The organism is Kocuria sp. ZOR0020 (assembly GCF_000800955.1).
GTDB classification, from domain to species: domain Bacteria; phylum Actinomycetota; class Actinomycetes; order Actinomycetales; family Micrococcaceae; genus Kocuria; species Kocuria subflava.
Window position 1 is genome coordinate 1 of the sequence record NZ_JROX01000270.1, and the last position, 2,077, is coordinate 2,077.

Consider the following 2,077-nt stretch of genomic DNA (forward strand, 5'->3'; position numbering starts at 1 on the left):
AGGCATCAACGATGCCCAGGGTTCAGCCGGATCTGAAACCGGTACCGACGACGACGCCCCCGTGGTGGCTGCTCGTACCGGACGCGGCCGGACGCGTCGTGCCTCCAGCGCTGACACCAACGCTGCAAACAATGGGCCTGATGCTGAGGGCAACAGCTCCAACGCCGCGCCTGCTGCAGACTCCGGTGCCTCCGCGCAGACCGGCGAGCAGCAGGAGAACAACTCCCAGGGTGCCGCCACCGCAGGCGACTCCGAGCGCAACGGCGACAACTCCAACCGCGAGCGTCCTTCTCGCTCCCAGCGTCGCGGCCGCAACCGCGATCAGAACAAAAATGACAACGCCGGGGAGAACACCGGTCAGGCCGGCAACGACGACTCCTCCGACTCCGAATCCTCCTCTGGCTCGGAGGAGAACCAGAACGAGTCCGGAAACCGTCGCAACCGTCAGGGTCGCAATCAGGACGGCCAGAAGAACGACCGGAACAACCGCAACGGCGGTCGAGACGGCAACAATGGCCGAGACGGTAACAACGGCCGGGACAGCAACAACGACGACTCCGGCAACAAGAACAAGCAGAACAAGAACAAGCAGGGCGGCCGCAACGACAACCAGGGCGGCGGCCAAGGCAACAGCGGCAATCAGGGTAATAACGGCCCCGATGACGACGGCGGATCGCGCCGCAACCGCCGTAACCGCAACCGCAACGACCGCAATGACCGCCGCAACCGGCGCAATCGCAACAACGGCCCCGAGGTGGATGACACGGAGCCCACGGAGGACGATGTCCTGCTGCCCGTGGCCGGTATCTTGGACGTGCTGGACAACTACGCCTTCGTCCGTACCTCCGGTTACCTGCCCGGTCCCAACGACGTCTACGTCTCCTTGGCCCAGGTCAAGAAGCACAACCTGCGCAAGGGCGACGCCGTCGTCGGTGCCATCCGAGCACCCCGTGACGGTGAGGACAACAGCCGCAACCAGCGCCAGAAGTTCAACGCGCTGGTCCAGCTGACCAGCGTCAACGGCAAGAAGCCGGAAGAACTCACGGACCGCGTGGACTTCTCCAAGCTGGTTCCCCTCTACCCGCAGGAGCGCCTGCGCCTGGAGAACGAGCCCAAGAAGATTGGTCCGCGCGTGGTGGATCTTGTGGCTCCCATCGGCAAGGGCCAGCGTGGCCTGATCGTCTCCCCGCCCAAGGCAGGCAAGACGCTCATGCTGCAGTCCATTGCCAACGCGATCACCACCAACAACCCTGAGGTGCACCTGATGATGGTGCTGGTGGACGAGCGTCCGGAAGAAGTCACGGACATGCAGCGCACCGTCAAGGGTGAGGTCATCGCCTCCACCTTCGACCGCCCCGCCGATGACCACACCACCGTTGCCGAGCTGGCCATCGAGCGTGCCAAGCGCCTGGTGGAACTGGGGATGGACGTGGTGGTCCTGCTGGACTCCATGACCCGCCTGGGACGCGCCTACAACTTGGCTGCACCTGCTTCCGGGCGCATCCTCTCCGGTGGTGTGGATTCCGCTGCTCTGTACCCGCCCAAGCGGTTCTTCGGCGCAGCCCGCAACATTGAAGGTGGCGGTTCGTTGACCATCCTGGCCACCGCCCTGGTGGAGACCGGATCCAAGATGGACGAGGTCATCTTTGAGGAGTTCAAGGGCACCGGCAACATGGAACTGCGTCTGTCCCGTCAGCTGGCTGACAAGCGCATCTTCCCGGCCGTGGACGTCAATTCCTCCGGTACCCGCCGTGAAGAGTCCCTCATGTCCGGTGAGGAACTCAAGATCATGTGGAAGCTGCGCCGAGTGCTATCCAGCCTGGACCAGCAGCAGGCACTGGAACTTCTCACCAACCGTCTGCGGGACACCCAGTCCAACGCGGAGTTCATGATGCAGGTCCAGAAAACCACGCTCAACGTCAAGGCGGACGACGACCGCTAGCCCACACGACCCGGCCCCGGTGGATCCCGGGCGTCCTGACCACAGCACCCCGGTGCACGGTCACGACGCCGGACCCCGGGGCCGTCGTCGTTGTCGGTTCTTGTTTCACACCGGCGCACCGGGAGGATCCCAGGG

The 2,077-nt window shown here is 64.4% G+C and carries 1 protein-coding gene; it reads left to right on the forward strand.

Annotated features, from left to right (window positions below; genetic code table 11):
* The first annotated feature begins 4 nt into the window (after nucleotides 1-4).
* On the forward strand, nucleotides 5-1,942 hold the full coding sequence (gene rho, locus L979_RS12865; RefSeq protein WP_081994510.1) for a transcription termination factor Rho: 1,938 nt from the start codon (nucleotides 5-7) through the stop codon (nucleotides 1,940-1,942).
* The last annotated feature ends 135 nt before the right edge of the window (nucleotides 1,943-2,077 follow it).